The sequence below is a fragment of the Sphaerisporangium cinnabarinum genome, from assembly GCF_055567015.1.
Genome location: NZ_JBVHRG010000010.1, coordinates 50047 through 76031 on the forward strand (window position 1 = coordinate 50047; position 25985 = coordinate 76031).

Consider the following 25985-nt stretch of genomic DNA (forward strand, 5'->3'; position numbering starts at 1 on the left):
GCGCACCCGTCCGCACCGCCCCCCACGCTTGGACCTCCTCATGACCGTCCGTTCCGTCCGCCCGTCCGCGGAGTCGAAGCCGCTGCCGCTCGTCATGTCGGCCCCGCGCCGCGGCAAGCCGCCGCGCCACTTCGCCGACCTCGCACCCGAGGAGGTGCGGGACGTCGTCGTCGAGCTCGGGGAGAAGCCGTTCCGGGCCAAGCAGCTCGCGACGCACTACTACGCGCACCTCACGCGCGACCCCGAGGCGATGACGGACCTGCCGAAGGCGACGCGCGACGTCCTCGCCGAGGCGCTTTTCCCGCCGCTGCTCACGGCGGCGCGACGCATGGAGGCCGACGGCGGCACGACCGTGAAGACGCTGTGGCACCTCTTCGACGGCGCCAAGGTGGAGTCGGTCCTCATGCGCTACCCGCAGCGCTCGACCCTGTGCGTGTCGAGCCAGGCGGGCTGCGGGATGGCGTGCCCGTTCTGCGCGACCGGCCAGCTCGGCCTGACCCGCAACCTCTCGGTCGCGGAGATCGTCGAGCAGGTGCGCTCCGCGGCCCGGTCGCTCGCGGACGGCGAGATCCCCGGCGGCCCGACGCGCCTCAACAACCTCGTGTTCATGGGCATGGGCGAGCCGCTCGCGAACTACAAGGCCGTCATGGGCACGGTGCGCCGTCTGGTCGCCCCCGCGCCCGACGGGCTCGGGATGTCCGCCCGCAACATCACGGTGTCGACGGTCGGGCTCGTGCCCGCGATGCGCAAGCTCGCCGACGAGGGGATCCCGGTGACCCTCGCGCTGTCGCTGCACGCCCCGGACGACGACCTGCGCAGCGAGCTCGTGCCGATCAACACCCGGTGGAGCGTCGACGAGACCCTCGACGCGGCCCGGCACTACTTCGAGGTCACGGGCCGCCGCGTGAGCATCGAGTACGCGCTCATCAAGGACATGAACGACCACGCGTGGCGTGCCGACCTCCTGGGCGAGAAGCTCGACGCGCGCGGCCGCGGCTGGGTCCACGTCAACCCCATCCCGCTCAACCCGACGCCCGGATCGATCTGGACGGCCAGCGACCCTGCCGTCGAGGCGGAGTTCGTGGCACGATTGCGCGGTCACGGGATCCCGACGACGATCCGTGACACCCGCGGCAGCGACATCGACGGCGCCTGCGGGCAGCTCGCTGCAGAGGAGGACGAGTGAGTTCGCTGTTCACCACGGTGTCGAAGACCCGGAACGGGTACGACCCCGAGGAGGTCGACGACTTCTTCGAGCACGCTCGTGACGTCTACGAGGGCCGGGTGCCGGAGCGGCTCACGAGCACCGAGATCCAGGCGTCGGTCTTCGACCTGGTCCGTGGCGGCTACGACACGCACGAGGTCGACGCCGCCCTCGACCGGCTCGAGGGCGCGTTCATCGCGCGCCAGCGGGCCGAGTACGTCGCGGCGCACGGGCAGCAGGCGTGGATGAACGCGCTCGCGGAGCGCGCGCGGACGCTCTACGGGCGACTCGGTCGCCCGGACGGCGAGAAGTTCGCGCTCGCGGAGCGCGGCAAGCCCGCCTACGACATCGACGACGTCGACGACCTGTGCGACCGGCTCGTCGCCTACTTCGACCGCCAGGTCCCCATCACGGCGGCCGAGATCCGGTCCGCGACGTTCGGCCGGGCGCGCGGGCGCGACGGCTACGCGGAGGGCCCGGTCGACGCGTTCTTCGCGCGCGCCATCGAGGTGCTGCTCGGCGTCGAGTGACGCCGTCCCGCGCGCCCCGCCGCGCGTGCCCACCGACCCCCGCGAGGCGTCGAGCAGGGCGCTGCGGCGCGCGGTCGGCGGGTTCGCGGCGTCCAACCGCCCGCCGCCCCTGGAACCACCACGAGCACTTCCACGGCCGGGTCCTGCGGCGCGTGCCGCACGACGCCGGGGTCGTGCTCGACGTCGGCTGCGGCGCCGGCGTGCTCCTCGGCCGGCTTCAGGGCGGGGCCGCCGAGGGGTCTTCACGCCCACGGACCTCGCCGTCGACGTCGTGTCCGCGCCGCTCAACCCGCTCGCGGGCCTCGTGAAGCACCCCCACCGAGCGCGGCAGGGCGACGCCGGGACGGACGCCCCGGGCATGCCGGTCCGGGACCCGCGGCACTCCGTCGACGAGTTCAGGCGCACGGCCCGGGCGCTGCTGCCGGGCGTGCGCGTGCGCCGTCGCCTGTTCTTCCGGTACGCGCTCGAGCGGACCGCCCCGCGCTGACCTGAGGCCGCGACCGGCGCGGTGCCCGCGCACCGCCCGCGGCCTGGAAGGATGGGAGCCATGCCCGACAGTCCCGCACGTACCCCCCGCACCGTGACGATCCTCGGCTCGACCGGGTCGATCGGCACGCAGGCGATCGACGTCGTCCGGGCCCACCCCGACCGGTTCCGGGTCGAGGCGCTCTCGGCGGGCGGCGGCGACGTGGACCTGCTGGCGCGCCAGGCGGCCGACCTGGGCGTGCACGCGGTCGGGGTGGCGGACGCGACCCGTGCGGAGGCCCTCGGCGAGGCGCTCACGGCGACCTATGCCGGCCGCGGGGACGCCCCCGAGGTGCTCGCCGGGCCCGACGCCGCCGCCGAGCTCGCGGGGCGGGGGAGCGACGTCGTCCTCAACGGGGTCACGGGGTCGGTGGGACTCGGCCCGACGCTCGCCGCGCTGCAGGCCGGGTCGACGCTCGCCCTCGCGAACAAGGAGTCGCTCGTCGCCGGAGGAGCGCTCGTCCGCGCGGCCCAGCAGCGCCCGGACCAGATCGTCCCGGTGGACTCCGAGCACTCGGCCATCGCCCAGTGCCTGCGGTCAGGGACGCGACCGGAGGTGCGCCGGCTGGTCCTCACCGCCTCGGGCGGCCCGTTCCGCGGCTGGGAGGCCGACGCGGTCAAGGCCGCGACCGTCGACCAGGCGCTCGCGCACCCGACCTGGGCCATGGGTCCGGTCGTCACGGTGAACTCCGCGAGCCTCATGAACAAGGGCCTCGAGCTCATCGAGGCGCACCTGCTCTTCGACGTGCCGGCCGACGACATCACGGTCGTCGTGCACCCGCAGTCCGTCGTGCACTCGATGGTCGAGTTCGTCGACGGCTCGACGATCGCGCAGGCGTCGCCGCCGGACATGCGCCTGCCCATCGCGCTCGGGCTGTCGTGGCCCGACCGGCTCGACCCGGTGACCCCGCCGTGCGACTGGTCCGCCGCGACGTCGTGGACGTTCGAGCCGCTCGACGACGCGGCCTTCCCCGCGGTGAACCTCGCGCGTGCGGCCGTGGCGGCGAGCGCGACGCACCCCGCGGTGTACAACGCGGCGAACGAGGAGGCCGTCGCGGCGTTCCTCAGCGGACGCGCAGGTTTCGGTGACATCGTGGCGACGGTCGAGCGCGTGCTCGCGGCGCACGACGGAACCCCTGCGCACGCGCTGACGTTGGAGCACGTGGCGGAGGCCGAGGCGTGGGCGCGCACCCGCGCGCACGAGGTGCTGGACCGCCGGTGACGAGCAACCGTCGGGGCGGGAGGGCCGCCCGGGACGTCGAGAGGGAGCAGAGGGAACGATGGCCACGCTGATCGGCATCCTGGTGATCGTGGTCGGGATCGTCGTCTCGATCGCGCTGCACGAGGTCGGCCACATGGTGCCCGCGAAGAAGTTCGGCGTCCGCGTGAGCCAGTACATGGTCGGGTTCGGCCCGACCCTGTGGTCGCGGACCAAGGGCGAGACCGAGTACGGGCTCAAGGCGATCCCGCTCGGCGGCTACGTGCGCCTCGTGGGCATGTACCCGCCCGCGCCCGCAGGCGCCCGTCCCCGCGGCAGCGGGTTCTTCTCCCAGGTCGTGGCCGACGCGCGGGACGCCAGCACGGAGGAGATCCGGCCGGGGGAGGAGCACCGCGCGTTCTACAACCTCTCCGCACCCAAGAAGGTCGTCGTCATGCTGGGCGGCCCCTTCATGAACCTCCTCATCGCGTTCGTCCTCATGGCGATCGTGTGCGTCGGCATCGGCCTGCCCGCGGTCACGACCACGGTCGGCTCGGTGAACGCGTGCGTCCCGTCCGCCGTGACGGACGAGGAGCAGGAGTGCGCCGCCGGCGCCGACCCCTCGCCGGCCGCCGCCGCGGGGCTCCAGCCGGGCGACACGATCGTGGCGTTCGACGGCGAGGACGTCACCTCGTGGGACCAGCTCTCCGGCATGATCCGCGGCGCCGCCGGGCAGGCGACGCCCGTCGTCGTCGAGCGCGACGGCGAGCAGGTCGACCTCACCATCACGCCCGTCGACGTGGAGCGCCAGGTCGTGGCCGAGGACGGGACGCCCGTCGTCGACGACGACGGCGAGCCGGTCACGAAGCCCGCCGGGTTCGTCGGGTTCGCGCCGACCGTCGAGCGCACGCCCGCCGGGATCGGCGTGGCCGCGGAGGCCACGTGGCAGCAGGTGAGCGGCACGGCCGGCATCATCGTCACGCTCCCGGTCAAGGTCTACGAGGCCGCCCAGGCCGCTTTCACCGACGCGCCCCGGGGGCAGGACTCCGTGATGAGCGTCGTCGGGGTCGGTCGCGTCGCGGTGGACGTCGCGGGCGCCGAGAGCCCGGTGCTCGACCGCGTCGTCACGATGCTGCTGCTGCTCGCCGCGCTCAACGTCGCGCTGTTCGTCTTCAACCTCATCCCGCTCCTGCCGCTCGACGGCGGGCACGTCGTCAACGCGCTGTACGAGGGCGCCAAGCGCACCGTCGCGCGCGTCCGCGGCCGCCCGCGCCCGGGGCCGGCCGACCTGGCGCGGATGATGCCGGTCGCGTACGTGATGTTCGTGGTCCTCGTCGGCGTCGGCGCCCTGCTGATCCTCGCCGACATCATCGACCCCGTCCGCCTCACGTAGCCGCGAGCGGCGTCGTGACCGCGGTCCCGCCGCGGACCACACGCGAGGTAGAGCCGCCGGTCGCGAGGTAGCAGCCGACGACGTCTACCTCGTGCCCGGAGGCCCTACCTCGGCGGGAGGCGTGCGTGGAGGGGTCGCGAAGATGTGCGGGACCGCGCGGGAAGGTGACGTCTCGGACAGCCGGCGGTGCCGCGTTCGACGCCCGGCGGGGGATACTAGGGGGCGTGAGCGTACCCATCAGTCTCGGAATGCCTGCCGCGCCGCCGCCGGTCCTCGCGCCGCGCCGCAAGAGCCGCAAGATCAAGGTCGGCAAGGTGGACGTCGGCGGCGACGCGCCGATCAGCGTCCAGTCCATGACGACGACGCCGACGACGGACATCAACGCCACCCTCCAGCAGATCGCGGAGCTCACGGCGTCGGGCTGCGACATCGTGCGCGTCGCGGTGCCGAGCGCCGACGACGCGCTCGCGCTGCCCGCGATCGCGAAGAAGTCGCAGATCCCGGTGATCGCGGACATCCACTTCCAGCCCAAGTACGTGTTCGCCGCGATCGACGCGGGCTGCGCCGCGGTGCGCGTGAACCCGGGCAACATCCGCAAGTTCGACGACCAGGTCAAGGAGATCGCGAAGGCGGCGTCCGACGCGGGCGTGTCGCTGCGCATCGGCGTGAACGCCGGGTCCCTCGACCCGCGCCTGCTCGCGAAGTACGGCAAGGCGACGCCCGAGGCCCTGGTCGAGTCGGCCGTGTGGGAGGCGTCGCTGTTCGAGGAGCACGGCTTCCACGACTTCAAGATCTCGGTGAAGCACAACGACCCGGTCGTCATGGTGCGCGCGTACGAGCTGCTCGCGGAGGCGGGGGACTGGCCGCTGCACCTCGGCGTGACCGAGGCCGGCCCGGCGTTCCAGGGCACGATCAAGTCGGCCACCGCGTTCGGCGCGCTGCTGAGCAAGGGCATCGGTGACACGATCCGCGTCTCGCTGTCGGCGCCCCCGGTCGAGGAGGTCAAGGTCGGCAACCAGATCCTCCAGGCGCTCAACCTGCGCCCCCGCAAGCTCGAGATCGTCTCCTGCCCGTCGTGCGGCCGCGCCCAGGTGGACGTGTACACGCTCGCGGAGAAGGTCACGGCCGGGCTCGAGGGCATGGAGGTGCCCCTGCGCGTCGCCGTCATGGGCTGCGTCGTCAACGGCCCGGGCGAGGCGCGCGAGGCGGACCTCGGCGTCGCGTCGGGCAACGGCAAGGGGCAGATCTTCGTCAAGGGCGAGGTCGTCAAGACGGTCCCCGAGTCGCTCATCGTCGAGACCCTCATCGAGGAGGCGCTGCGCATCGCGGAGACCATGACGCCGGAGAACGACGCGCAGGCCGGTCCGCCGGTCGTCACGGTCGGCTGACCCCCTCGTGAGCCGCTGGCGCCCGTCCGTCCCGGCACTACGGCCACGGGCGCGCGCCGGGTCCGGGGACGACGCAGCCGAGCGAGCCCGCGTGCTCGCCGACGCGGAGGTCGCCGAGGCGCTCGCGGTGTGCGCGGACGACCCGGTCGCGTCGACGCTCGCGGCGGCGCGGCTCGCCGTGGCGCAGCACGCCGGCCTGCACGCGGCGGGCGGCCAGGCATGGGGCTTCCCCGCCGTCGGCCCGCTCGAGGCGGTGTGCTGGGCCGGGGCGAACCTCGTGCCGGTCGTGCCGGCGTCGCTCGACGCCGATCGCGCCCGCGCAGCGGTCGCCGCGTTCGCGGCGCTCGCGCGGCACGCGGGGCGGCGGTCGTCGTCGGTCGTGGGCGAGCGCGACGCCGTGCTGGCGCTGTGGGAGCTGCTCGCCCCGCACTGGCCGGCGCCGCGCGAGATCCGGGCGAACCAGCCGTCGCTCGCGATCGACCGCCACCCCGACGTCGAGCCCGACCCGCACGTGCGCCGCTCCGTCCCGGCGGAGGTCCCCGTCGTGCTCCCCGCGTGCGTGCGCATGTTCACCGAGGAGGTCGGCTACTCGCCGGTCGAGGGCGGAGGCCGCGCGTACGAGGAGCGCGTCCGCTCGCTCGTGCTCGCGGGCCGGTCCTTCGTCCGCACGACCGCGGAGCCCGGCCGCTCGCCGCACGTGGTCTTCAAGGCGGAGCTCGGCGCGGTCACGCCGCACGTGGCGCAGGTGCAGGGCGTGTGGGTCGACCCGCGGTACCGCGGGCAGGGTCTCGCCGCCCCGGGGATGGCCGCCGTGGTGCGCCTCGCACGCGAGCTCGGGCCCGCGGACGCGGCGCGCGGTGCGGCACCTCCCGTGGTGTCGCTGTACGTCAACGACTACAACGCGCCCGCGCTCGCGACCTACCGCCGCGTCGGGTTCGAGCAGGTCGGGACCTACGCGACCGTGCTGTTCTGACCGCGCCCGCCCCGGACGGCGCGGCCTGCCCTCCGTCGCTCACTTGAGCAGGCGCGACATCCGCCGGTCGGCGAGGACCTGGCCCCCGGTCTGGCACGTCGGGCAGTACTGGAGGCTGCGGTCGGCGAAGCTCACCTCGCGCACGGTGTCGCCGCACACGGGGCAGGGCAGACCCGTGCGCCCGTGCACGCGCATCCCCGCGCGCTTGGCGTCCTTGAGCTCGGCGGCCGGCTTGCCCGACGCCGCCGCCACGGCCTCCGCGAGCACCTCGCCCACGGCGGCGTGCACGCGGGCGACCTCGTCGGGCGTGAACGAGCGCGTGAGCTTGAACGGGCTCGTGCGCGCCGCGTGCAGGATGTCGTCGGAGTAGGCGTTCCCGATCCCCGCGATCGACGACTGGTCGCGCAGCAGCCCCTTGACCTGCTGGTTGCGCGCCGCCATGAGCTCGCCCAGCGCCGCGGGGGTGAAGGCCGGGTCGAGCGGCTCGACGCCCAGGGTCTCGATCGCCCGGACCTCCTCCGGGTGCCGCACGACGTGCACCGCGAGCCGCTTGCGCGTGCCGGCCTCCGTGAGGTCGAAGCCGGAGCCGTCGTCGAACCGCACGCGCAGCGCGAGCACCGCGGCCTTCCCGCCGCCGCTGCCGCCGAGGCGCGGGCGGACGGGCGTCGTCGGCGCCTTCTCGGACCAGCGCAGCCACCCGCCCCGGGCGAGGTGGAACACGAGGTGGACCTCGGCGTCGGGCCCGGGCGCGCCGGCGCCGTCGTCGGCGTCGGCGAGCACGAGGTCGAGCCACTTGCCGTGCCGGCGGGCGCCCGTGACGACCCGTCCCACGAGCGCCGTGACGGGCGGGTCGAACGTCTTGAGAGCGGCGATCTGCGCGACGTCCGCAGCCACGACGGTGCGGCCGGTCGCGCGGTCGTCGAGGAACCGGACGAGGGCCTCGACCTCGGGCAGCTCGGGCATGGGGACATCCTCCCCGCCGGTAGGGTGGGACGCATGTCTTCCGTCACGTCCGGCGCGCCCGCCGCGGCCTCCACCCGCGTCCGGGGCGCCGACCTCCTGCGCCTGTCCACCCTGTTCGTCCGGACGCTGCGCGAGGACCCGGCCGACGCCGAGGTCGCGAGCCACCGGCTCCTCGTGCGGGCGGGCTACATCCGTCGCGCCGCCCCCGGCATCTACACCTGGCTCCCGCTCGGCCTGCGCGTCCTGCGCAAGGTCGAGGACGTGGTCCGCGAGGAGATGGCGGCCGCGGGCGCGCAGGAGGTGCACTTCCCGGCGCTGCTGCCCAAGGAGCCCTACGAGGCGACGGGCCGCTGGACGGAGTACGGGCCGAACATCTTCCGCCTCAAGGACCGCAAGGACGGCGACTACCTCCTCGCGCCCACCCACGAGGAGATGTTCACGCTCCTCGTCAAGGACCTGTACTCGTCGTACAAGGACCTGCCGCTGACGATCTACCAGATCCAGACGAAGTACCGCGACGAGGCGCGCCCCCGCGCGGGCCTCATCCGCGGCCGCGAGTTCGTCATGAAGGACGCGTACTCGTTCGACACGACGGACGAGGGCCTCGAGCGCTCGTACGAGGCGCAGCGTGCGGCCTACCGGCGCATCTTCGACCGGCTCGGGCTCGAGTACGTCATCGTCGCGGCGACGTCCGGCGCCATGGGGGGCTCGCGCTCCGAGGAGTTCCTCACCCCGACCGCGATCGGCGAGGACACGTTCGTGCGCTCGCCCGGGGGGTACGCCGCGAACGTCGAGGCCGTCGTCACGCCGGTGCCCGAGGCGGTCGACTACGCCGACGCCCCGGCCGCGCACGTCGAGGACACGCCCGACACCCCGACCATCGCCTCGCTCGTCGAGCTCGCGAACGCGCGCTACCCCCGCGCGGACCGCGCGTGGACGGCGGCCGACACGCTGAAGAACGTCGTGCTCGCGCTCACGCACCCGGACGGCCGCCGCGAGGTCGTCGTCGTCGGGCTGCCGGGCGACCGCGAGGTCGACCTCAAGCGCGTCGGCGCGGCGTTCGAGCCCGCCGAGGTCGAGCCGGCCACCGACGCCGACTTCGCCGCCCACCCCGAGCTCGTCAAGGGCTACATCGGTCCGCAGGTCCTCGGCCCGAACGCGCGCCGCGAGGGCCCCGCGGACGGCGACGCGTCCGACGAGTCGGCGGGGGAGACGCCGGAGCGGCACTCGGTGCGCTACCTCCTGGACCCGCGCGTCGTCGCCGGGACGCGCTGGATCACCGGCGCGAACGCGCCCGGCCGGCACGTGTTCGACCTCGTCGCCGAGCGCGACTTCGCCGCCGACGGCACGGTCGAGGCCGCGGAGGTGCGCGCGGGCGACCTCGCGCCCGACGGCTCGGGCCCGCTCGAGCTCGCGCGCGGCATCGAGATCGGCCACATCTTCGCGCTCGGCCGCAAGTACGCCCAGGCCCTCGGCCTCACGGTGCTCGACGAGAACGGCAAGCAGGTCGTCGTGACGATGGGCTCCTACGGGATCGGCGTCACGCGCGTCCTCGCGGCGCTCGCGGAGGCGAACCACGACGACGCCGGGCTCGCGTGGCCTGCGCACGTCGCGCCCGCGCACGTGCATGTCGTCGCCACGGGCAAGGACGCGAGCGTGTTCGAGGAGGCCGAGCGTCTCGCGACCGAGCTCGCCGGCCGCGGCGTCGAGGTGATCTACGACGACCGGCCCAAGGTCTCGCCCGGCGTGAAGTTCAAGGACGCCGAGCTCCTCGGCGTGCCGCTGCTGCTCGTCGTGGGCCGCGGCCTGGCCGACGGCGTCGTCGAGGTCCGCCCGCGCGCGGGCGAGGCGGCGCAGGTCGCGGTCGCGGACGCCGTCGAGCACGTCGCCGGCCGGGTCGCCGAGCTCCTCGGCTGACCCACCACGTCACGGCGCCCCGGTCCGGTCTCCCGGGCCGGGGCGTCCTGCTGCGCCCACGGCAGCTCGCGGGCGCGGTGTGCCACCGAAGCGGCGCACGGCGCGCCGGAGCCGCGCGGAGAGAGTGGGCGGGGCGGTGCGTCGGGCAGGTGCGGCGGCTGGGCCGGTGCGCCGGGCGTGCGCGCTCAGCCTGCCGTCTGCTCCGGCAGGCCCGGGAACGCCACGGGCGGCTCGCCCCACGCGACAGCGTTCGCCCAGGCGTCCGCGAGCAGCGCGACGGCCTCGGCCCGGGACGTCAGGGCCGCCGCGGCGACGAGGCTCGCGTACGTGCGCGCGAGCCCTGACTCGACGTGGCGCGCGAAGGCTGCCGGGTCCGTGTCGTCGGGCAGCGCGTAGGCGACACGACGCGGGTCCTGCGGCGTCCCGTCGGTGCCCGCGGCGAGGGCCCAGCCCTGCGCGCGGGCGCGGTGCTGGGCGGCGCGCGCGACCGCGGCGGTGCGCACGTCGCCCTCCGACTGCGCGGCGCGCACCTCGTAGCCGTATCCGGCGGCGTCCTCCGACTCGACGAGCGTCGCGAGGTCGGCGGCGCCGACCCCGCCGGGCGCCTCGTCGACGGGCGGCGGCTCGTCGGGCCCTGCCGCGACCGTCGAGCCCGTGGCTGCGGCGAGCCGCTGCGCCGAGACGTGCTCCGAGGCGGCGACCGACGCGAGAAGCCGCGCGAGCCGGGCGTCCGGCGAGGCGTCGGCCGCCGCGCCCGTGCGCTCGGCCGCGCCCACGAGAGCGGTGACGACGTCGTCCGTCGTCGCGGTGCCAGGAGCGGGCGTGCCCGCCGCGTCCGTGCCGGCCGCGTCGGTGCCGGTTCCCGCAGCGCCGGGGTCCGACGCCGTCCCGTCCGTGCCGGGCGTGGTGGTGCCCGCCCCCGGGGTGCCGGTCTCGGTGGTGCCGGAGCCGGCGCCGCTCTCGGGCTCCGCGGGGTGCTCCAGGCCCGAGTCGTAGACGCCGCCGAGCGCGTCGACGTGCCGGTCGGCGAACGCGGCGGCCTCGCCCAGCACGGCGAGCGCGGCCGGGTCGGTCACCCGGGGCGTGACGTCCGCCACCAGCGCGGCGACCCCGAGCGCGTCGTCGACGGCCCCGGAACGGAGCACCTCGACCGTGTCGGGGGAGGGCTCCGTGGGCGGCGGCGTGTCCAGCCGGACGCCGCACCCGGCCGCCAGGACGCTCGTCGCGAGCACCGTCACGGCCGCGAGCAGACGGCCGGCACGGGCCGCGGGACGGGTCCGCCGGGCTCGGGGGGCGGCGTCGGCCGCGGTCGCGTGGGGAGTCATCGGGGGCGATGATGTCACGTCCGGGGCTCGCGAGTCGTTAGGCTGGTCCCCGTTCCGACGTCCCGCGAGCCGGGGGTCGGAGCACCCGAGACAACAACACACCGGTCGTCTGGCGTACCCGGCGTGGGACACGGACAGGAGCTGAGTCATGGCAGGGCAGGCGGGCGGTCAGTCCGGCAGAGGGTCCGGAGGCGACGCGGCGGCGCACGCGCTCCGGGAGAGCGTCCGCGAGGCGGTCGAGCCCGCGGTCCGTGACGCCGGGCTCCACCTCGAGGACGTCACGGTGTCGCGCGCGGGTGCCCGTTCGGTGGTGCGCGTCGTGCTGGACCTCCCCGACGACGTCGAGGGCAGCCTCGACCTGGACGCGGTGGCCGAGGCCACGCGCCCGATCTCCGCGGCGCTGGACACGGTGGACCCGCTCCACGGCGCGTACACGCTCGAGGTCTCCACGCCCGGCACGGACCGTCCGCTCACCGAGCCGCGCCACTTCCGGCGCGCCCGGGGCCGTCTCGTGCGGCTCGTCCTGTCCGACGGCGGCACGCTCGAGGGCCGTCTGCGCCCCGGTTCCGCGGTCGAGACCGAGCTGCTGCTCGACGTCCCCGGCGCGCGCGGCGTGGTGACGGAGCGCGTGGTGCCGCTCGCCGACGTCGTGCGCGGCGAGGTGCAGGTCGAGCTCAAGCGCGCGCTCGAGGCGGACCTGCCCGAGCTCGACGGCTCCGCCGACGAGACGACCGACCACGACGAGGAGGCCTGACGATGGACGTGGACATGAGCGCGCTGCGCCTGCTGGAGCGCGAGCGGGACATCAGCCTCGACGTGCTCGTCGCGGCGATCGAGCAGGCCCTGCTCTCGGCGTACCACCGCACCCCCGACGCGTACACCCGGGCGCGCGTCGAGCTCGACCGCAAGACGGGGCACGTGACGGTGTGGGCGCGCGAGGAGCTGCCCGCTCCCGAGACCGACGACGAGGACGCCCCGCGCGGCCCCGTCGAGTACGGTCCCGAGTTCGACCACACGCCCGCCGACTTCGGGCGCATCGCGACCTCGACCGCACGCCAGGTCATCGTCCAGCGACTGCGTGACGCGGAGGACGACCAGATCCTCGGCACGTTCCGCGGCAAGGAGGGCGAGGTCCTCGCGGGCGTCATCCAGCAGGGCCGCGACCCGCGCGTCGTGCTCGTGGACGTGGGCGGCACGGAGGCCGTGCTCCCGCCGCACGAGCAGGTCCCCACGGAGGAGTACGTGCACGGCGAGCGCCTGCGCGCCTACGTGCTCGAGGTCGCCCGGGGAATGAAGGGCGCGCAGATCACGTTGAGCCGCACGCACCCCAACCTGGTCCGCAAGCTCTTCGAGCTCGAGGTCCCGGAGGTGGCCGACGGCTCCGTGGAGATCACGGCCATCGCGCGCGAGGCGGGCCACCGCACCAAGGTCGCCGTCCGCTCGCGCGTCCCGGGGCTCGGCGCGAAGGGCGCGTGCATCGGGCCGATGGGCTCGCGCGTGCGCGCCGTCATGGCGGAGCTCCACGGCGAGAAGATCGACATCGTGGACCACAGCGACGACCCGGCCCAGTTCGTGGCCAACGCGCTGTCCCCGGCGCGTGTGTCGTCGGTCACGGTGGTCGACGAGGTGGCACGCGCCGCGCGCGTCGTCGTCCCGGACTTCCAGCTCTCCCTCGCGATCGGCAAGGAAGGGCAGAACGCCCGCCTGGCCGCGAAGCTGACGGGGTGGCGCATCGACATCCGCTCGGACGAGGGCGGAGCCGCGGCCGAGGGGCCCGACGGTGCCGCTCCCGCAGGTCCCCGCGCTGCCGACCGGTAGCCGCGGGGCGTGGGACGGTCACGGATGACGGACCGGCGCGGTAGACTGTCATCGACCGGGCCGCGAGCCCGCACCTCGACCATGCCCCCGGACTCCACGACCCGCCCCGTTGCCACGGGATCGGGTCCGGTCCGCACGTGCGTCGGGTGCAGGCAGCGCGACCTGCGGTCAGCTCTTCTCCGTCTGGTCCTCGACCGGTCCGGCGCGGGCACCGACGAGCCACGGCTCGTGGTGGACGTCGGGCGGTCGCTGCCGGGTCGCGGTGCGTGGCTCCACGCGTCGGCCCGGTGCCTCGAGACGGCGGAACGCCGGCGGGCCGTCCCGCGGGCCCTGCGTGTCGCCGGGCCCCTCGACCTCGCCGCGGTCCGCGCCGCGATCGAGGCCCGTTCGGGAGAGCACCTCTGAGCCATGCGTCACGGCCCCGTCCGTACGGGGCCGCAGGCACGACACGTCGACAAGGAAGCGGGTTAGAAGCCGATGGGCACCCGATGAGTACCCAGCGATGAGCACCCAGCACTAACGACGGTCCTCCCTGTCCGGGGCGGGCCGAGACAGGAGAGTTGTGGCAAAGGTCCGCGTCTACGAGCTCGCGAAGGAGCTCGGGGTGGAAAGCAAGACCATCATGACCAAGCTGACGGAGCTCGGTGAGTTCGTCCGCTCGGCATCCTCGACCATCGAGCCACCGGTGGTCCGCAAGCTGCGCGACGCCTTCCCCGCCGGGGGCGGCGGCGCGAGCAAGCCCGCGGCGGCACCCGCCGCGCGTCCGGCAGCGCCGAAGCCGGCCCCGAAGCCGGAGGTCAAGGCCGAGCCGGCCGCGCCGGCTCCGCAGGCCCAGCAGGCCGCGGCCCCCGCCGAGCCGGCTGCGCCGGCCCCGAAGGCTCCGGCACCCGCCACGCCCGCGGCTCCGGCCCCGAAGGCGCCGGCACCCCAGGCTCCCGCGGCGCAGCGTCCGACGCCCGCGCCCGCGCAGAAGCCCACCGCCTCGCCCAAGCCGGGCGGCGGCACGAACGCGTCCGCCCCGCGCCCCGGTGGCTCGGGCGGACGTCCCGGTGCACCGCGTCCGGGGAACAACCCGTTCGCGACCAGCCAGGGCATGCCCCGACAGGGTGGCCCGCGTCCGGGTGCACCGCGCCCGGGCAACAACCCGTTCGCCCCGAGCCAGGGCATGCCCCGGCCCGGGTCGCGCCCCGAGCGCACCGAGGGTGCGGCGGCCGCGTCCGGCGAGCGCTCGGGCGGTCCCCGTCCGGGCGGTCCGCGCCCCGCGCCGCGTCCCGGCGGCCCGCGCCCCAACCCGGGCATGATGCCCGGCCGCACCTCGATCGGCCGTCCCGGTGAGCGTCCTGCTCCCGGTGGTCGTCCCGGTGGCGGTGGCGGCGGTCGTGGTGGCGGCTTCGGCGGTCGTCCCGGCGGTGGCGGCGCTCCCGGTGGTGGCGGCGGCTTCGCCGGCCGTCCCGGTGGCGGTGGCCGCGGTGGCGCCGGTCGTGGCTCCACGCAGGGTGCCTTCGGGCGCGCCGGCGGTCGCCCGGTCCGTGGGCGGAAGTCGAAGCGCGCCAAGCGCCAGGAGTTCGAGCAGATGCAGGCGCCGTCGCTCGGCGGCGTGCAGGTTCCCCGCGGGAACGGCTCGACCGTCGTGCGGCTGCGTCACGGCTCGTCGCTGAACGACTTCGCCGACAAGATCGACGCGAACCCCGCGAGCCTCGTCACCGTGCTGTTCCACCTCGGTGAGATGGCCACGGCGACGCAGTCGCTCGACGAGGACACGTTCGGTGCCCTCGCGTCCGAGCTCGGCTACGTCATCGAGATGGTCTCGGCCGAGGAGGAGGACCGCGAGCTGCTCGGGTCGTTCGACATCGACCTGGACGCGGAGCTCGAGGCCGAGGGCGACGACGAGCTCGCCGCCCGTCCGCCGGTCGTCACGGTCATGGGTCACGTCGACCACGGAAAGACCAAGCTCCTCGACGCCATCCGCCAGACGGACGTCGTCGCGGGCGAGGCCGGCGGCATCACCCAGCACATCGGTGCGTACCAGGTGCGCCACGAGCACGAGGGCGTCGACCGCGCCATCACCTTCATCGACACCCCGGGTCACGAGGCGTTCACCGCCATGCGTGCCCGCGGTGCCCAGGTGACGGACATCGCGATCCTCGTCGTGGCCGCGGACGACGGCGTGATGCCGCAGACCATCGAGGCGCTCAACCACGCCCAGGCGGCGAACGTCCCGATCGTGGTCGCGGTGAACAAGGTGGACAAGGAGTCGGCCAACCCGGCCAAGATCCGCCAGCAGCTCACCGAGTACAACCTGGTGGCCGAGGAGTACGGCGGCGACACGATGTTCGTCGACGTCTCCGCGAAGCAGAACATGGGCATCGACGACCTCCTCGAGGCCGTCCTGCTCACGGCGGACGCCTCGCTCGACCTGCGTGCGAACCCCGACAAGGACGCACGCGGCGTCGCCATCGAGGCGAACCTGGACAAGGGCCGCGGCGCCGTCGCGACCGTCCTCGTCCAGTCCGGCACGCTGCACGTCGGTGACGCGATCGTCGCCGGCACGGCCCACGGCCGCGTCCGCGCGATGTTCGACGAGCACGGCAACGCCGTGACCGAGGCGGGCCCCGCCCGTCCGGTCCTCGTGCTGGGTCTCGCGTCCGTGCCGAGCGCGGGCGACACGTTCCTCGTGGCGCCCGACGAGCGCACGGCCCGCCAGATCGCCGAGAAGCGCGAGGCCGCCGAGCGCGCCGCCCTCCTGGCCAAGCGCCGCAAGCGCATCAGCCTCGAGGACTTCACGCAGGCCCTCCAGCAGGGCAAGGTCGAGACCCTCAACCTCGTCCTCAAGGGCGACGTGTCCGGTGCCGTCGAGGCGCTCGAGGACGCGCTGCTCAAGATCGACGTGGGCGACGAGGTCGAGCTGCGCGTCATCCACCGCGGTGTCGGCGCGATCACGCAGAACGACGTCAACCTCGCGACGGTCGACAACGCGATCATCATCGGCTTCAACGTGAAGTACGGCGAGCGCGTCGAGGACCTGGCCGAGCGCGAGGGCGTCGACGTCCGCTTCTACTCGATCATCTACCAGGCGATCGAGGACGTGGAGGCCGCGCTCAAGGGCATGCTCAAGCCGGAGTACGAGGAGGCCCAGCTGGGCACGGCGGAGATCCGCGAGATCTTCCGCTCCTCCAAGTTCGGCAACATCGCCGGCTCGATCGTCCGGTCGGGCGAGATCCGCCGCAACGCCAAGGCGCGCGTCCTGCGCGACGGCAAGGTCGTGGGGGACAACCTCACGGTCGAGTCGCTCAAGCGGTTCAAGGACGACGCCACCGAGGTCCGCGAGGGCTTCGAGTGCGGTATCGGTCTGGGCTCGTTCAACGACCTCCAGGTCGGCGACACCATCGAGACGTTCGAGATGCGCGAGAAGCCGCGCTCCTGACGCTCGTCACGCCCGGGGGCGGTCACGGTCACCGTGGCCGCCCCCGGGCGTTCGTCACCCCGCGGTCGTCACCACCCGCACCCGTCAGCACCCCACCGCGGCCACCCACCCGGCCGGTGGGCCCCGTTCGACGTACGGTCGTCGGGACCGTCGCCGGAAGGCTCGGCACGAAAGGAAGAAGACATGGTCGACCACCCCCGGGCGAGGAAGCTCGCCGACCGCATCAAGGAGATCGTCGCGCAGATGCTCGACACCCGGATCAAGGACCCGCGCCTCGGGTTCGTCACGGTGACGGACGTCCGCGTCACGGGTGACCTGCAGAACGCCTCGGTGTTCTACACCGTCTACGGCACGGACGAGGAGCGGGCCGGGACGGCCGCCGCGCTGGAGAGCGCGAAGGGCCTCATCCGGTCGGAGGTCGGCAAGCAGACCGGCATCCGCCTCACGCCGGCGATCGAGTTCCACCTCGACTCGGTGCCCGAGACCGCGGCGCACCTCGACGCCGCGCTCGTCGAGGCCCGCCGGCGCGACGCCGAGCTCGCCGCCCTGCGCGAGGGCAAGCCGTTCGCCGGGGACGCCGACCCGTACCGCTCGGCGGAGGACGCGGACGCCGTCGCCGACGACGAGCGGGCCTGACCGCGTGGGCGAACGCCCGCCCGCGACGGACCGTCGGGAGCGACGCCCCGTCGCTCCCGACGGTCTCGTCGTCGTCGACAAGCCCGCCGGCTGGACGAGCCACGACGTCGTCGGCCGCGGGCGACGCCTCGCCGGCACGCGCAAGGTCGGCCACGCGGGCACGCTCGACCCCATGGCCACGGGCGTGCTCGTGCTCGGGGTCGGGCGCGCGACGAAGCTGCTGACGTACGTCGTCGGTGCCGACAAGGACTACGACGCGACGATCCGGCTCGGTGCCGCGACCACGACGGACGACGCGGAGGGGGAGGTGCTCTCGCGAGCGGACGCGTCCGCCGTCGGGCGGGCCGACCTCGACGCGGGGGTCGTGGACCTCACCGGTGAGATCCTCCAGGTGCCGAGCACGGTCAGCGCGATCAAGGTCGACGGGCAGCGCGCCTATGCCCGCGCGCGCGCGGGCGAGGAGGTCGCGCTGGCGGCGCGGCCCGTCGTCGTCTCGCGCTTCGACGTGCTCGCCGTGCGGCCGGTGGCGCCGGGGGAGCAGGGCGTCCTCGACGACGCGCCGCCCGCGCTCGACGTCGACGTCCGGGTGACCGTGTCCTCGGGGACGTACGTGCGGGCGCTCGCGCGCGACCTGGGGTCGGCGCTCGGCGTCGGCGGCCACCTGACGGCGCTGCGGCGCACGCGGGTGGGCGGGTACGGGCTCGACGTCGCCTCGACGCTCGAGGAGCTCGAGGCCCAGGCGGACCGCGACGGCGTGCTCGCGACCCTGCCGCTCGCGCAGGCGGCCCGTGCGACGTTCCCCGTGCGCGAGCTGACCCCTGAGCAGGCGACCGCGCTGTCCTACGGGCAGTGGATCGACGCGAGCGGGACGCCCGGCACGACGGCGGCGATGTCCCCGGAGGGCGAGCTCGTGGCGCTCGTGGAGGACACCCGCCGCGGCGGCAAGGACCTCGCCCGGCCGGTCCTCGTGCTCGCCCCCGCCTGACGCGTCCGGTTCGGCGTCGTGCCCGGGGCGTGGCAGTCTTGTCCAGCGCGGTCCCGGTGCCTCCCCGTCCGGTCCGCCGCCGCCCCCCCGTCGGCACGGGTGGCCGCCCCGGGCGGCGCCCGCGGCCTTCCTGCTCACCTGAGGAGTTCTCGCGTGCACCTGTGGACGGACCTGAGCCAGGTTCCCCCGGGTTTCGGCCCGTCGGTCGTGACGATCGGCAACTTCGACGGCGTCCACCGCGGGCACGCCCAGGTGCTCGGACGCATCGTCGACCTCGCGCGCGAGCGCGACGCGCGCGCCGTGGCGGTGACGTTCCACCCGCACCCCGCGGCCGTGCACCGTCCGGAGAGCGCGCCCGAGCTCATCACGGGCATCGCGGACCGGGTCGAGCTGCTGGCCGCGACGGGCCTGGACGCGGTCCTGCTCGTGGAGTACACGCTCGAGTTCGCACGGCAGACGCCGGAGGAGTTCGTGCGCGCCTACCTCGTCGACGGCCTGCACGCGGGCGCGGTCGTGGTCGGGCACGACGTCCGCTTCGGCCGCGACAACGCGGGCACCATGGAGACGATGGTCGCGCTCGGCACGCGCTACGGCTTCGACGTGGTGGCGATCGACGACGTCGGCCAGCACCAGGGCGTGCCGGTGACGGACGAGGAGACGCCGGGCGACTCGCAGGTGCGCTGGTCGTCGACGGGCGTGCGCGCGCTGCTCGCGGCGGGCGACGTGCGCGAGGCGGCCCGCATCCTCGGACGGTCCCACCGGGTGCGCGGCACCGTCGTGCACGGGGACGCGCGGGGGCGCGAGCTCGGCTTCCCGACGGCCAACCTCGGGTCGATCAGCGGCATGGTCCCGGCCGACGGCGTCTACGCGGGCTGGCTCGAGCGCCCGCAGCTCGCGGGCGCCGACCCCCGCCACGCGGACGTGCGCCTGCCGGCGGCGATCTCGATCGGGACGAACCCGACGTTCGACGGCGTCGAGCGCCGGGTCGAGGCGTATGTCCTCGACCGCGCGGACCTCGACCTGTACGACGAGGACGTGGTCCTGGAGCTGGTCGAGCGGCTGCGCCCGACGCTGCGCTTCGACGGCATCGAGCCGCTCGTGGCGCAGATGCACGACGACGTCGCGCGCGCCCGGGAGATCCTCGCGGCCCCGGATGGGGAGCCGGGCGCGACGACCCCGGGCGCCTGACCGTGGCCGCCCAGGCGCCCGTGCTCGAGGCGCGCGCGCTGCGCGTCGGCTACGCGGACGTCGCGGTGTGCGCGCCCGTCGACCTCTCCGTGGGCCCGGGCGAGCTGGTCGTGGTGATCGGCGCCAACGGCAGCGGCAAGTCGACCCTCCTGCGCACGCTGCTCGGCCTCCAGGCGCCGCTGGGCGGTGCGGTGCGCGCGTTCGGGCGCGACGTGGACGAGCGCGAGCGCGACTTCCGGGCGCGCGTCGCGGGCGTGCTCGACGACGACGCGTTCTTCCCGGCGCTCACGGTCCGCGAGCACCTCGTCCTCGTCGCGCGGGGGCACGGCGTGCCGGGAGCCGGGGCGGTCGTGGACGAGCTCCTCGACCGGTTCGGGATCGCCGAGCAGGGCAGGTCGCTCCCGTCGGCGCTCTCCTCCGGGCAGCGACGACGGTTCCTGCTCGCCTCCGGCTTCGTGCGGCCCCGCGAGCTGCTCGTGCTCGACGAGCCGGAGCAGCGGCTCGACCCGGGGATGCGGGAGCGTCTCGCGGCGCTGCTCGTCGAGGACGCGCGCAGCGGCGTGGCCGTGGTCCTCGCCACGCACGACCCGGAGCTCGTCGAGCGCACGGGCGCGCGAGGGCTGCTCGTCGGCGACGACCGCTGCGTCCAGCTCGCCCCGGCCGACACCCGCGCGGCGCTCCTGGCGGTGCGCTGACCGTGGCGCACGGACCGAGCGCGCTGCGCTCCGACCCGGACGAGCTGCTGACCGGCCGCGAGCTGCGCCGTCTCACGGCCCGGGCCGCAGCCGCGCGGGCCGACGCCGGGCCGGGCGAGATCGTCGTCGACGTCGCCTACGCCGTGGTGTCCGTCGCGCTCGCGACGGGTTGGGTCGTCGGCCTCGCCTCGATGCTGCGCTCGACGCTCGCGACCACCGTGCCGACCACCGTGCCGACCGGCGGGCCGCCCGTGCTGGGGCCGGGGGCCCTCCAGGCGCTCGGGACGACGGCGCTGCTCGCGTTCCTCACGGGCACCGCCGTGCGCCTGGGCCCGGTCGGCGCAGGCGGGGGCGGGGTGCGCTGGTGGGTGCCGACGCCCGCCGACCGTCGGGGGCTCCTGTCGCCGTCGTTCGGGCGCGCCGTCGTGCTGGGGGCCGTGCTCGGCACGCTGGGGAGCGCCGTCGTCGCGGTCGCCGCCGGGCTGGACGCGCTGCCCGCGCTGCGGGCCGGCGCGACCGGCGGCGCCCTGGGCCTGCTCCTCGTCGCCGTCGCGGGGCTCGCCCAGCCGTCGGCCCGCGCCGCCGGGCTGCTCGCGCGGGCGAGCGACGTCGCGGTCGCGGCCGTCCCGGTCGCAGGCCTCGCGCTCGTCGTTGCCGGGCGCTCCGGTCTCCCGTCGCTCGACGCGCCGCTCGTCGTCGTGCTCGGCCTGCTCGTCGTCGCGGCGCTGCTCGTGCTGCGGTGGTGGCGCGGGCTGGAGTCCCTCGGCGCGACGGTGCTGCGCGCGCAGAGCGCGGTCGCGGACCAGGTGGGCGGGGCCGTGCTGTCCTTCGACACGCGCGACCTCGGCCGGGCCCTGCGCCGGGCCGGCGCCGCGCGGTTCCGCGTCCGTCGGCCGCGCCGGTTCGCGGCCGTGCGGGGTCCTGTCGGCGCGGTGGTCGCGGCCGACCTCGTGCTGCTGGGCCGCAGCCCGTCGGCGCTCGCGCAGCTCGTCGGTCTCGCCGCCCTCTCGGTCGTCGCGCAGCAGGTGCCCGGCCTGGGCTCGGGCTTCGGTCTCTTCGTCCTGCTCGTCGCCGCGGGCCTCGGTGCGGCGGTGCTCGGTGCGGAAGGGGCGCGCACGGCGGAGATGGCTCCCGTCGTCGACGCGCTCGTGCCGCTCCGCGCGCGGTGGACGCGGCTCGCGCGCGGCGTCGTCCCGACGCTCACCGCGACGGCGTGCCTCGCCGCCGGCACGGCGCCGCTCGCGGTGGCGACGGGCGACGCACGGTGGCTCGCGGTCGCGGTGCTCACGGCGGTCGTGCAGGGCGCCGCAGCGGTGCGCAGCGCCTACCGCGAGCCGCCGGACTGGGGCGGGCCACTGCTCGCGACGCCCTCCGGCGGCCTGCCGACGGGCGCCGCGGCCGTGCTGCGCAAAGGACCCGACGTCGCGGTGCTCGGCGCGGTCCCGCTGGGGGTCGCCCTGCTCGTCGGCACCGCCGGGTGGGGCGTCGTGGCGGCCCAGGCGCTGGCCGCCGTCGTGGGGGTCGCGGTCGCGACCCGGGTGCGCGCGGTGCGCTGACCCGAGCGTGGGTGCGCCGTCAGGCCGTCGCGGGCGCCGGGACGAGGCGGCCGTCCGCGAGGTGGACCCGGGCGTCGACCGGGTCGAGCGTCGCCTCGTCGTGCGAGACGAGCAGCGTCGCGGCGTCGAGGTCGCGCGCGAGCCGCACGACCAGCTCCACCACCTGCACACCCCGCTCGTGGTCGAGCGCCGACGTCGGCTCGTCCACGAGGAGCACCTCGGGGTCGTTCATGAGCGCGCGGGCGACCGCGACGCGCTGGCGCTGCCCGCCCGAGAGGTGCTCGGGTCGGCGGTCCGCGCGGTCGGCGACCCCGACGGCGTCGAGCAGCTCCAGCGCGTGCGCCCGGCGTGACGCGGGGGAGCGGCCCCGCAGGTGGCTCATGAGCTCGAGCTGCTCGAGCACGGTGAGCGACGCGACGAGCTGCGGCTGCTGGAACACGAGCCCGATGCGCTCGCGGCGCAGCGCCGCCGCCCGGTCCGCCGCGCGGCGCGCGCGCCGACGACCGCGCGGTCCGGACGCGTTCCCGGGCGCGGCGTCGGGATCGGCGTCGAGCGGTGCGCTGACGACGTCGGGCCCCACCCGCACGACGCCCGACGTCGGCGGCGTGAGCGTCGCCGCGACGGCGAGCAGGCTGGACTTGCCGGCGCCGGACGGGCCGAGCAGCGCCGTCGTGGTGCCCGAGGGCACGGTGAGGGAGACGTCGTCGACGGCGACGAGGACGCCGTCGCCGTCGGGGTAGGTGAGACGGACACGGTCGAGGACGAGGTCCACGGGGAGCTCCTGAGGGTCGGTACGGGCGAGAGAGGGCGAGGTCAGCGGGCCGCGAGCGCCGCGTGCGGGTCGACGCGCGCCACGCGCGTCACGGCGAGGACCCCACCGAGGCCGCCGAGCACGACGAGGACGACGGCGGGCACGAGGGTCGTCGAGAGGTCGACGACGACCGGCATGACGCGGGACGCGAGCAGTCCCGCGCCGGCCGCGAGCGCGGTGCCGACCCCGACGCCCACGCCCAGCACGACACCGGCCTGGCCGATCGCGTCGCGCAGCAGGTACCGGGTCGAGGCGCCGAGCGCGCGCAGCACGGCGACGTCTCCCGCCCGCTGGATGGTCCAGACGGTGAAGAAGGCGCCGACGACGAGCGCGGAGATCGCGAGGAGGAAGACCTGCATGAGGGTCAGCGAGAGGTTCTCGGCGGTGAACGACGAGATGGCCGAGCGCGCCTCGCGCGGCGTCGCGGTGACGGTCCCGACGCGCGCGTCCGTGGCGGCGAGCGCGTCCGCGGTCGGGGGGTCGTCGCCGAACCGCAGGGTGACGACGGTGGCCACCTCGCCGCCCGTGCCGTCGGTCGCGGTCCCGTCGGACGACGCGCCGCCGCGCGCACCGACGGCCTGCCAGTCGTCGAGGGCCACCCAGACGACCGGGGTGTGCGAGTAGTCCGCCTCGACGTCCGCGACGGCCGAGACCGTCAGCTCGAGCGGCCCGGCGTCGACCTGGTCGCCCACGTCCGCGCCGAGCGCGTCGGCCGCGCCGCGCGAGAGCACGACGGCGCCGGGTGCGACGTCGGCGCCCTCGGCGGCGGGGACGAGCCCGGAACCGGGGTGCACGCCGAACGCCGTGACGGCGGCCGTGCTCGCACCCGACGCGCGCACGGTCGCGACACCGAGCGGGTCCGCGGCGTCGACGCCGGGGACGGCGGCCCAGGCGTCCGTCTGCGCGGCGGTCACCTCGGACTCGGTGAAGGAGGGGGACGCGCCCTCCTCCGGGGGCGAGAAGACCACGCGGTCGACCGGCAGGTCGGTGACCGCCGAGGTGCTCGCGCGGCCGAGGCCCGCGGTGAGCGCCGCGAGGAACGCGACGAGGAACGTGATGAGCGCGACGACGACCGTCATGAGCGCGAAGCGACCGCGCGCGTGGCGCAGGTCGCGCAGGGCGAGGAACACGGGGAGACCTCCGGGGTCCGAGGGGCAGGGGGCGGGACGACCCCGCGAGCACGAGCGGTCGTGCGCGGCAGGACCCGTCCCGACGTCCCGTCCACCGTCCCGCGCGACGGCGTCCTGCGGATCACCGGTGCGACCGGTCCTGCGGCGCCGCAGGGACGAGCCTCGGATCGACCGTTCGGACGATGCCGGGCCGCGTCGCCGTGGCTAGGGTGACGGCGTGACCTCGCCCGGACCCGAGCCCGCCGTGCCTGCCGCGCCCGTCGGCCGCACGGCGCCGGCAGGCGACGCGGTACCGGCGGACCGCTCGGTGCCGGCGGGGCGTGCCGCGCCGGTCGTGCCGGCCGCGACGCGGTGGCTGCGGCGGGGCCTGGACGTGCTGCTCGTCGGGCTGGTCGCGCTCGCGGTCGCGGGCGCGCTCGTCACGTCGACGGCGCGGGGCGTGGGCGCCGTGCTGCTGGGCGCGTCGCTGCTCGCCCTGTACGTCCTGGGCCGACGGCGCGTCCCCGTGCCCGTCGACGTGCGCGCGCCGCGCGGTGCGTGGTGGCCCGCGGGGGCGTGGGTGACCGGCCTCGTGGCCCTCTGGGTCGGGCTGTCGCTCGTCTCGACGACCGCCGTCTGGGTCGCGTTCCCTCTGATGTTCGTCGCGATGCACGTCCTCGGCCCGCGCCGGGGCCCCGTCGCGGTCGTGGTGGTCGTCGTGCTCGTCGTGGGCGTCATGGCCGTGTGGACCGCGCGCGTCGCGCTGCCGTTCGTGCTCGGGCCGGCCATCGGCGGGGCCGTGGCGGTGGTCGTCGTGCTCGCGCTCGAGGCCGTCGTCCGGGAGTCGCAGGAGCGCCAGCGCACGCTCGACGAGCTCGTGCGCACCCGCGACGAGCTCGCGGTGTCGGAGCGGGAGCGGGCCGTGGCGGCCGAGCGCGAGCGCCTCGCGCGCGAGATCCACGACACGCTCGCCCAGGGCTTCTCGTCCGCCGAGCTGCTCCTGCGCGCGGCGCGGACCGCGCTCGACGCGGGCGACCCGGCGACGGCGCGCGGGTACGTCGAGCAGACGCGCGAGGTCGCGCGGCACAACCTCGCCGAGGCGCGCCGCGTGGTCCGGGCGCTGGCTCCCGCCGACCTCGCGTCGTCGAACCTCGTCGGGGCCCTGCGCCGCGTCGCGGACCGTGCGTCCGCCCGGGCCGCCGAGGGCGGCCCGCTCGTCGTCGTGCGGGTCAGCGGCGAGCCCGTCCCGCTGCCGACGGAGGTCGAGGCCGCGCTGCTGCGCGTCGCGCAGTCCGCGCTCGCCAACGTCGAGCGGCACGCCGGTGCGACGCGCGCCGCCGTCACCGTGAGCTTCCTCGCGGGCAGCGGGCCGGGGGACGACGCGGTCGCGCTCGACGTGGTCGACGACGGGCGCGGCTTCGACCCGGACGCCGTCCCCGCGCCGACGGCGGACCGGCCGGGCGGCTTCGGGCTGGGCGCCATGCGCGCGCGGGTCGCGGACCTCGGGGGCACGCTGTCCGTGGAGTCCGCCCCGGGCGCCGGCACGGCGGTGGTCGCGTGGGTGCCCCTCGCGGCGACGACCGACGACCCGACCAGCACCGAGGAGGATCGATGACCGGCCCTGCGGTGGACGTCGTCCTCGCGGACGACCACCCCGTCGTGCGGACCGGCCTGCGCGCCGTGCTGGAGGCCGAGCCGGACGTGCGGGTCGTCGCCGAGGTCGGCTCGGCCGAGGAGCTGCTCGCGCGGCTGCGCGCCGGGCTGCGGGCCGACGTCGTGCTGCTCGACCTGCAGTTCGGCCCCGGGCGCCTCGGGGGCGTGGACGCGGTCCGCGAGATCGTCGCGACGGACGGTCCGCCCGTGCTCGTCGTCACGACCTACGACGCGGACGCCGACATCCTCGCCGCGGTCGAGGCGGGCGCTCGCGGCTACCTGCTCAAGGACGCGCCGACCCACGAGCTCGTCGCGGCCGTGCGCGCTGCCGCGGCGGGCGAGGTCGCCCTCGGGCCCGCGGTGCAGCGCCGGCTGCTCGGCCGGCTGCGCAGCCCGGGCACCGCGCTCACCGCGCGCGAGCTCGAGGTGCTCGCGCTCGTCGCCGAGGGGCGCACGAACGACGAGATCGCGCACGAGCTGTTCCTCTCGCGCGCGACCGTGAAGACGCACCTCGTGCACGTCTACGACAAGCTCGGTGCGCCGTCGCGCACGGCGGCCGTCGCCGAGGCCCGGCGCCGCGGGCTCCTGCGGGGCTGAGCCCGCCGAGCCGCCGCGGCGCGTCCGCGGGGTCCTCGCCCGGCGCGCCGTGCGGGCGTCGTCGAGACGGTCCTCGAGCCCGTCACCGCGCCGTCCT

23 protein-coding genes are annotated in these 25985 nt (G+C 75.8%); 19 read left to right on the plus strand and 4 right to left on the minus strand.

Annotation, left to right across the window (positions count from 1 at the left end; all coding sequences use genetic code 11):
* Positions 1-40 precede the first annotated feature (40 nt).
* From rlmN to ACZ4MO_RS14750, 7 genes are all read left to right on the plus strand, one after another.
* A complete protein-coding gene (gene rlmN, locus ACZ4MO_RS14720) occupies positions 41-1186 on the plus strand; it encodes a dual-specificity RNA methyltransferase RlmN (RefSeq protein WP_074809987.1) in 1146 nt (381 codons plus the stop codon).
* Positions 1183-1734: a DivIVA domain-containing protein gene (locus tag ACZ4MO_RS14725; protein ID WP_175009604.1), complete on the plus strand. Its 552-nt coding sequence runs from the start codon at positions 1183-1185 to the stop codon at positions 1732-1734. Before rlmN ends, ACZ4MO_RS14725 begins: the two co-directional genes overlap by 4 nt.
* A gap of 271 nt (positions 1735-2005) precedes the next feature.
* A complete protein-coding gene (locus ACZ4MO_RS14730) occupies positions 2006-2221 on the plus strand; it encodes a hypothetical protein (RefSeq protein WP_186810470.1) in 216 nt (71 codons plus the stop codon).
* Between the two features lie 60 nt (positions 2222-2281).
* The gene (gene dxr / locus ACZ4MO_RS14735; RefSeq protein ID WP_175009603.1) at positions 2282-3481 is read left to right on the plus strand and encodes a 1-deoxy-D-xylulose-5-phosphate reductoisomerase; all 1200 of its coding nucleotides are present in this window, start codon (positions 2282-2284) and stop codon (positions 3479-3481) included.
* 58 nt (positions 3482-3539) lie between these two features.
* Positions 3540-4850, plus strand: coding sequence for a site-2 protease family protein (locus ACZ4MO_RS14740; RefSeq protein ID WP_175009602.1), 1311 nt, complete (start codon positions 3540-3542; stop codon positions 4848-4850).
* A gap of 248 nt (positions 4851-5098) precedes the next feature.
* The gene (ispG, locus tag ACZ4MO_RS14745) at positions 5099-6238 is read left to right on the plus strand and encodes a flavodoxin-dependent (E)-4-hydroxy-3-methylbut-2-enyl-diphosphate synthase (RefSeq protein ID WP_021482273.1); all 1140 of its coding nucleotides are present in this window, start codon (positions 5099-5101) and stop codon (positions 6236-6238) included.
* Positions 6239-6329: 91 nt separating this feature from the next.
* Complete coding sequence (locus ACZ4MO_RS14750; RefSeq protein ID WP_255437331.1) at positions 6330-7211, plus strand: GNAT family N-acetyltransferase; 882 nt, start codon at positions 6330-6332, stop codon at positions 7209-7211.
* A gap of 39 nt (positions 7212-7250) precedes the next feature.
* On the opposite strand, the gene ACZ4MO_RS14755 is transcribed toward ACZ4MO_RS14750, so the two are convergent.
* On the minus strand, positions 7251-8174 hold the full coding sequence (locus tag ACZ4MO_RS14755) for a DNA-formamidopyrimidine glycosylase family protein (protein WP_175009600.1): 924 nt from the start codon (positions 8172-8174) through the stop codon (positions 7251-7253).
* A 33-nt stretch (positions 8175-8207) separates the two neighbouring features.
* On the opposite strand from ACZ4MO_RS14755, the gene ACZ4MO_RS14760 reads away from it, so the two are divergent.
* Positions 8208-10091: a proline--tRNA ligase gene (locus tag ACZ4MO_RS14760; RefSeq protein ID WP_175009599.1), complete on the plus strand. Its 1884-nt coding sequence runs from the start codon at positions 8208-8210 to the stop codon at positions 10089-10091.
* 185 nt (positions 10092-10276) lie between these two features.
* Here the strand turns inward: ACZ4MO_RS14760 and ACZ4MO_RS14765 are convergent, their stop codons facing one another.
* On the minus strand, positions 10277-11416 hold the full coding sequence (locus tag ACZ4MO_RS14765; protein WP_175009598.1) for a DUF4439 domain-containing protein: 1140 nt from the start codon (positions 11414-11416) through the stop codon (positions 10277-10279).
* A 148-nt stretch (positions 11417-11564) separates the two neighbouring features.
* Between ACZ4MO_RS14765 and rimP the strand changes: the two genes are divergently transcribed.
* The 9 genes from rimP (at position 11565) to ACZ4MO_RS14810 (ending at position 21718) form a co-directional block, all read left to right on the plus strand.
* Positions 11565-12170: a ribosome maturation factor RimP gene (gene rimP, locus ACZ4MO_RS14770; RefSeq protein ID WP_175009597.1), complete on the plus strand. Its 606-nt coding sequence runs from the start codon at positions 11565-11567 to the stop codon at positions 12168-12170.
* A gap of 14 nt (positions 12171-12184) precedes the next feature.
* A complete protein-coding gene (gene nusA, locus ACZ4MO_RS14775; RefSeq protein WP_499279194.1) occupies positions 12185-13234 on the plus strand; it encodes a transcription termination factor NusA in 1050 nt (349 codons plus the stop codon).
* An 81-nt stretch (positions 13235-13315) separates the two neighbouring features.
* Positions 13316-13639 (plus strand): YlxR family protein, encoded by a 324-nt coding sequence (locus tag ACZ4MO_RS14780; protein WP_255437330.1) that lies wholly within the window; start codon positions 13316-13318, stop codon positions 13637-13639.
* 157 nt (positions 13640-13796) lie between these two features.
* Positions 13797-16658 carry a translation initiation factor IF-2 gene (gene infB / locus ACZ4MO_RS14785; RefSeq protein ID WP_175009594.1) on the plus strand — a complete coding sequence of 954 codons (2862 nt, stop codon included), beginning with the start codon at positions 13797-13799 and terminating at the stop codon, positions 16656-16658.
* A gap of 183 nt (positions 16659-16841) precedes the next feature.
* Positions 16842-17294, plus strand: coding sequence for a 30S ribosome-binding factor RbfA (gene rbfA / locus ACZ4MO_RS14790; protein ID WP_175009593.1), 453 nt, complete (start codon positions 16842-16844; stop codon positions 17292-17294).
* A 4-nt stretch (positions 17295-17298) separates the two neighbouring features.
* Positions 17299-18279, plus strand: a complete 981-nt coding sequence (truB, locus tag ACZ4MO_RS14795) for a tRNA pseudouridine(55) synthase TruB (protein ID WP_175009592.1) — start codon at positions 17299-17301, stop codon at positions 18277-18279.
* Positions 18280-18432: 153 nt separating this feature from the next.
* Positions 18433-19467, plus strand: a complete 1035-nt coding sequence (locus tag ACZ4MO_RS14800; protein ID WP_175009591.1) for a bifunctional riboflavin kinase/FAD synthetase — start codon at positions 18433-18435, stop codon at positions 19465-19467.
* 2 nt (positions 19468-19469) lie between these two features.
* Complete coding sequence (locus ACZ4MO_RS14805; protein WP_175009590.1) at positions 19470-20162, plus strand: ATP-binding cassette domain-containing protein; 693 nt, start codon at positions 19470-19472, stop codon at positions 20160-20162.
* A gap of 2 nt (positions 20163-20164) precedes the next feature.
* Positions 20165-21718: a DUF6297 family protein gene (locus ACZ4MO_RS14810; RefSeq protein ID WP_175009589.1), complete on the plus strand. Its 1554-nt coding sequence runs from the start codon at positions 20165-20167 to the stop codon at positions 21716-21718.
* Between the two features lie 19 nt (positions 21719-21737).
* Here ACZ4MO_RS14810 and ACZ4MO_RS14815 read toward each other — a convergent pair whose 3' ends face one another.
* A complete protein-coding gene (locus ACZ4MO_RS14815) occupies positions 21738-22490 on the minus strand; it encodes an ATP-binding cassette domain-containing protein (RefSeq protein WP_175009588.1) in 753 nt (250 codons plus the stop codon).
* Between the two features lie 41 nt (positions 22491-22531).
* Complete coding sequence (locus ACZ4MO_RS14820) at positions 22532-23659, minus strand: ABC transporter permease (RefSeq protein ID WP_175009587.1); 1128 nt, start codon at positions 23657-23659, stop codon at positions 22532-22534.
* Positions 23660-23876: 217 nt separating this feature from the next.
* Here ACZ4MO_RS14820 and ACZ4MO_RS14825 point away from each other — a divergent pair, with 217 nt between their 5' ends.
* Both ACZ4MO_RS14825 and ACZ4MO_RS14830 read left to right on the plus strand, forming a co-directional pair.
* Complete coding sequence (locus ACZ4MO_RS14825; RefSeq protein WP_255437329.1) at positions 23877-25253, plus strand: sensor histidine kinase; 1377 nt, start codon at positions 23877-23879, stop codon at positions 25251-25253.
* On the plus strand, positions 25250-25888 hold the full coding sequence (locus tag ACZ4MO_RS14830) for a response regulator transcription factor (RefSeq protein ID WP_074810003.1): 639 nt from the start codon (positions 25250-25252) through the stop codon (positions 25886-25888). The genes ACZ4MO_RS14825 and ACZ4MO_RS14830 overlap by 4 nt, the downstream gene beginning before the upstream one ends.
* The last annotated feature ends 97 nt before the right edge of the window (positions 25889-25985 follow it).

Bases quoted from the DNA above. Each gene is read 5' to 3' on its own strand.
- ACZ4MO_RS14780 (WP_255437330.1), top strand. From the start codon at position 13,316: ATGCCCCCGGACTCCACGACCCGCCCCGTTGCCACGGGATCGGGTCCG.
- rbfA (WP_175009593.1), top strand. From the start codon at position 16,842: ATGGTCGACCACCCCCGGGCGAGGAAGCTCGCCGACCGCATCAAGGAG.
- ispG (WP_021482273.1), top strand. From the start codon at position 5,099: ATGCCTGCCGCGCCGCCGCCGGTCCTCGCGCCGCGCCGCAAGAGCCGC.
- dxr (WP_175009603.1), top strand. From the start codon at position 2,282: ATGCCCGACAGTCCCGCACGTACCCCCCGCACCGTGACGATCCTCGGC.
- rimP (WP_175009597.1), top strand. From the start codon at position 11,565: ATGGCAGGGCAGGCGGGCGGTCAGTCCGGCAGAGGGTCCGGAGGCGAC.
- ACZ4MO_RS14755 (WP_175009600.1), bottom strand. From the start codon at position 8,174: ATGCCCGAGCTGCCCGAGGTCGAGGCCCTCGTCCGGTTCCTCGACGAC.
- ACZ4MO_RS14740 (WP_175009602.1), top strand. From the start codon at position 3,540: ATGGCCACGCTGATCGGCATCCTGGTGATCGTGGTCGGGATCGTCGTC.
- rlmN (WP_074809987.1), top strand. From the start codon at position 41: ATGACCGTCCGTTCCGTCCGCCCGTCCGCGGAGTCGAAGCCGCTGCCG.
- nusA (WP_499279194.1), top strand. From the start codon at position 12,185: ATGAGCGCGCTGCGCCTGCTGGAGCGCGAGCGGGACATCAGCCTCGAC.
- ACZ4MO_RS14765 (WP_175009598.1), bottom strand. From the start codon at position 11,416: ATGACTCCCCACGCGACCGCGGCCGACGCCGCCCCCCGAGCCCGGCGG.
- ACZ4MO_RS14760 (WP_175009599.1), top strand. From the start codon at position 8,208: ATGTCTTCCGTCACGTCCGGCGCGCCCGCCGCGGCCTCCACCCGCGTC.
- ACZ4MO_RS14830 (WP_074810003.1), top strand. From the start codon at position 25,250: ATGACCGGCCCTGCGGTGGACGTCGTCCTCGCGGACGACCACCCCGTC.